Source organism: Candidatus Binataceae bacterium, assembly GCA_036495685.1.
Lineage (GTDB): Bacteria > Desulfobacterota > Binatia > Binatales > Binataceae > JAFAHS01.
The window spans coordinates 1-3,769 of the sequence record DASXMJ010000161.1 but is presented as its reverse complement, the minus strand read 5'-3'; the positions used below and the strand labels follow the sequence as shown (position 1 = coordinate 3,769).

The following is a 3,769-nucleotide window of genomic DNA, read 5'->3' as shown; positions in this document are numbered from 1 at the left end:
TTTTCGCCGAGATAGGCGAAGTCGCCGTGCCGATTCGCCGCTATCGTGGCGGTACAGATCGGATGTCTGGATTCCACATCGTCCGCGGTAAGCCAGAGGTCGCGATAAGGATGGTAGAGTTCTCTGGCGATTCCCTCGGTAGTCAATTCATAGATCGACTCACCGCTGTCGCCAGCCGATCCGCCGAATAAAATAGCGCCCGAATCAAGCATCCAGGGATCTTCAATCGCGAGTGGCCCGCCCTGATCCGGCAGCGAATCAGCTCGCAATGAGACTCGAGCCCGTCCCCTATCATCGACTCGGATAATGACCGGGACATCGGAACACCATCCCAAGAGCGCTATCTCCCCGGTGACTGCAAGGCCGGGACTCCCAGTTGACAAAAAGCTGACCGGCGACTTCGCGCACGAAGCTTCGGCAAGATCGACGCGCCGCAGTCCATCGCGCCCGGCAAGCACAAATATTCCCTGGCCGGCAGTGGTCCGGGCCGAAAAGGCGAGCCTTCGCCCTGCGAGCGAATTCTGCGACGGCGCTGCTCCTGGCCGCCCGAAACCCTGGCGGAATATACCGCCGCCGACCGCGGCTTCGCCTTCGGCCGCAATCACCCTCACACCCTCAGCCCTGGACGCGACTAGTTCAGCCTGCCTGTGGTTCTCCAACCAGCCGACAAAGGCGACCTCGCCAGCGCCGAAGCTCCGCGCGCTCCCAAACTGGATATGATGGAGGCGGTGTCCCTCGCGGGTCTCTTCACCCGATTTCGCCAAGTGCGATAACTCTCCGTTGGAAAGAAGAAAGATTGCGTCCCTCCCGTCCGCATCCTGAGCGGAAAAGATAACGTCGCCATGAGCATCTATTTCTGGCGAAGGGTCGGCGCTAAGGATGGCGTCCGCGAGGGCGCCGTTTGAATGAGGAAGCTGAATCCTGGAAATTCTCGGCGGCGAAGCCTGCATATCCGCCCGAAAAACAACCCAGCGCGGTCGGCGATTCTCAGCCACCATGCCCGCGAAAATCACGGATCCATCGTCGGCTACGAACGGAAACCCGAGGTCGAGCAATTTCGGAAGTCCATCGCGCGCAGGACCAACCTCGGCGAGACGATGAAGTCTGCCGCCGCTCCGTGCGTACAGCACCGTCGCTTGATCGGTGACGGCGCCGCCACCGTTACCCAGAGGTCCGGAGAGGCTAAGTACGAAGGCCTGCCCTCTGGTCGGCGCCCAGAGCGTTATCACGAGCAGGACGGCCACCGCCGTGCAGAGTTTCCAGCTACCGCCCTCAAAGCTAATTACCATCTGCTCAACTCCCCAAGGGGTACTTACTGGCAAAGCTCTTGATCGCGGGCGAATATAGTGGCCGCTCTCAAGAACCCCGAATTCACTCGCAGGGCCTACCCGGTTTTGCGACGCGGCCCCGGTTGGAGCCGCGCCGCGCCCGAGGTATGCGGCGACTTAGAAACTCGCCGCGCGCACCATCGCGTCGGTCGTGAAGAATGACTTGTCGACCGCGCCCATGTTGATGTACCAGCACTCCTTTTCGGCGGTTTCTCTTCCCGGCAAGTAGCACATCGTCGCAAAGCCGCTCTGAACGTCAGTCGAAACCGCGCCGACGACGAAAGAGCGCTTGAACGGATAGATGGCTACCCTCGCGTCGGGCACGGGACGATCGCGGGTCGCTAGCCAGTAGATACCGCTGCGAAACAGGCGGCCGGACTGGTCATAGGTGTCGATGTATGGCTCAAACCACATTTCGCTGTCCATATAGATCACGGTGCGCGACTGAAGCGCGTTAACTCTTGAACGATCTGGCGCTGCTTCGACAATGTACATGTGCCGCATTTCCCAGGCCTCGGGGCATGCGCTGGTGCCGCCGTCCGTAGAGCATCGCGCTTCAGGCGAATGTTCCGCGTGGATTGTCGCGAGCATGTTCTTTTCGCCAACGAACTTGTACAGGTATTGCTCGGTCTTGGGATTGAAGCCGGAATAGTGATCCGGGTCGAAGCTTTGCGGGCCGGTGGCGCTGGACATAATCGACTCATCGAGCCGGCGCACACGGCGGCTCCCCGGATTCAGGTCCCAAATGTCGTCCCCGCGCTTTGGATCCGCGTAGCGCCAACGGATAAGGCCCGTGCCGCGGGCGTCCTGAGGCGCGAGAATCGGATAGAGGCCGAACAGCCAGTAGCGGCCGGTAACCTTAAAATCCGGATCGGTCGGCAACGGCTCCACTTCGGTGCGGCCGACCAGATCATAGCCGGCGTAGTGACCGATTTGGATATACTCCGTCTGCGTGGTTTGCGGGCCGTTCTTCTCGTACGAAGAATCGCAATCGTAGTAGCGCAAGTCATAGTCATCAGTGGTGATTGGACGGAACACATTGTCCCACACGATCTTCTCGGCGACGTCCGGGTCATTCGCGTCGATTAGCGGGAACGGCTGGCCTGCTACGTAGCCCACCACGCTGCGCTTGTCTTTCGAGAGACGAACCTGTGCGGAATATTTTTCGGTGGCATCCTTGTAAGGCGGTGGCCAATCGACTCGCTGCGTCGGCACGATTTTCATCGTCATGCCGCGCTGAACCTTGTAGTACACGCCCGGGCTCACCAGTTCTCTCACCTTTGGCGCGTTCTCCGGGGTGATGAAGTCACCTGGCTTGAGCTGGGCGGCGGCTGGCGTCGCCGACAACCAGGCGAGCCACGCAAACCCGATGATGAATCCCGCCAGTCGGCGGTGAACCAAAGTAAGAATCTCCATGAGTCGTTCCTCCTTCAGACTTACGCCAAGTCTTTGAACCCGCGGTCGCCTGGCCCCGCGTCTTTGAGGTACTCAGCGGGATGCTGGCGATTGCGTTGGTCAAGGAATATATGTGATCAGTAACCCGGTACTAGAGGAAGTCTTTATCCTGGTATAATTGATGACAGTCTCAGTGACGAAATGGGAAGTCCAATTCAGGAGACGGGATGACCAAGGACGAAGTTAGACTCCAGGAATTGTGCGATTTTCTCCGCGCCCACCGAAGCCGCATCACTCCCGCCGAGGTCGGACTGCCAGTGACCGGTCGGCGGCGGACACCCGGCTTGCGACGCGAGGAAGTAACGCAGTTGGCCGGTGTCAGTGCGACCTGGTACACGTGGCTCGAGCAGAAACGCCCGATCGGGGTGTCATCCGGCGTCCTGGACAACCTGTCCCGTGTGCTGCGGCTCGATCCAGTCGAGCGCATGCAGCTTTTTCAGCTCGCGCTTCGCCAACCCGTCATCGATTCCGCACCTCGGCATGAGACTGTGAGCCCGCCTTATCGAGCGCATGCTCCATCAGACGCCCGTATTCCCGCAGTTGTTATAGGGCGTAGATGGGACGTGCTTGCCTGCAACCGCGGCGCCCGAGCCTTCCTTTTCGATTTCGAGCAAGTCCCCTCGAACGAGCGAAATTTGCTTTGCCTCATGTTTACGTGTACGGGGGTTCGAGCCAGTCCCGTTCGGATCTGTTCGATCGGGCGGAACGCGTGGGTCTTCTATTCGTTGTGGCCTGCAGCCCTCTCCGCCAAGCAGTCCGCGATTTTCGCGTTCTCTGCGTAGAAATCGAAGATACTGCGCTCGTTCGCGAAGTTTGTTCGATTTGAGGGCACCGGAGAATCTCAGTTTCGTCCGGCGGCAGCCTGAATCATGCTCAATTCTCTCTGTTGTCCGCCTATTGGAAGGGTCAGGTTCCTATAGGAGACTCTCGCAGCTTGGATGGAATGCCTGCAACGATTTGCTGAAACACAGGCGCAAGGATTCTTA

Annotated in this window: 3 protein-coding genes; 1 reads left to right on the top strand and 2 read right to left on the bottom strand. The window is 59.4% G+C overall.

The genetic code is table 11. The annotated features are described in order from the left end of the window. Both VGI36_15015 and VGI36_15010 read right to left on the bottom strand, forming a co-directional pair. Positions 1–1,289: hypothetical protein (locus VGI36_15015; GenBank protein HEY2486458.1), on the bottom strand; the 1,289-nt coding region annotated here is incomplete at its 3' end. A 156-nt stretch (positions 1,290–1,445) separates the two neighbouring features. Beyond that, positions 1,446–2,744: a DUF1329 domain-containing protein gene (locus VGI36_15010; GenBank protein ID HEY2486457.1), complete on the bottom strand. Its 1,299-nt coding sequence runs from the start codon at positions 2,742–2,744 to the stop codon at positions 1,446–1,448. A gap of 206 nt (positions 2,745–2,950) precedes the next feature. Between VGI36_15010 and VGI36_15005 the strand changes: the two genes are divergently transcribed. Further along, entirely contained in the window at positions 2,951–3,565 is a 615-nt protein-coding gene (locus VGI36_15005) for a helix-turn-helix domain-containing protein (protein HEY2486456.1), read from the top strand. Positions 3,566–3,769 lie beyond the last annotated feature (204 nt).

Excerpts from the sequence above, each read along its gene's own strand:
- VGI36_15010 (HEY2486457.1), bottom strand. The coding sequence starts at position 2,744 with ATGGAGATTCTTACTTTGGTTCACCGCCGACTGGCGGGATTCATCATC.
- VGI36_15005 (HEY2486456.1), top strand. The coding sequence starts at position 2,951 with ATGACCAAGGACGAAGTTAGACTCCAGGAATTGTGCGATTTTCTCCGC.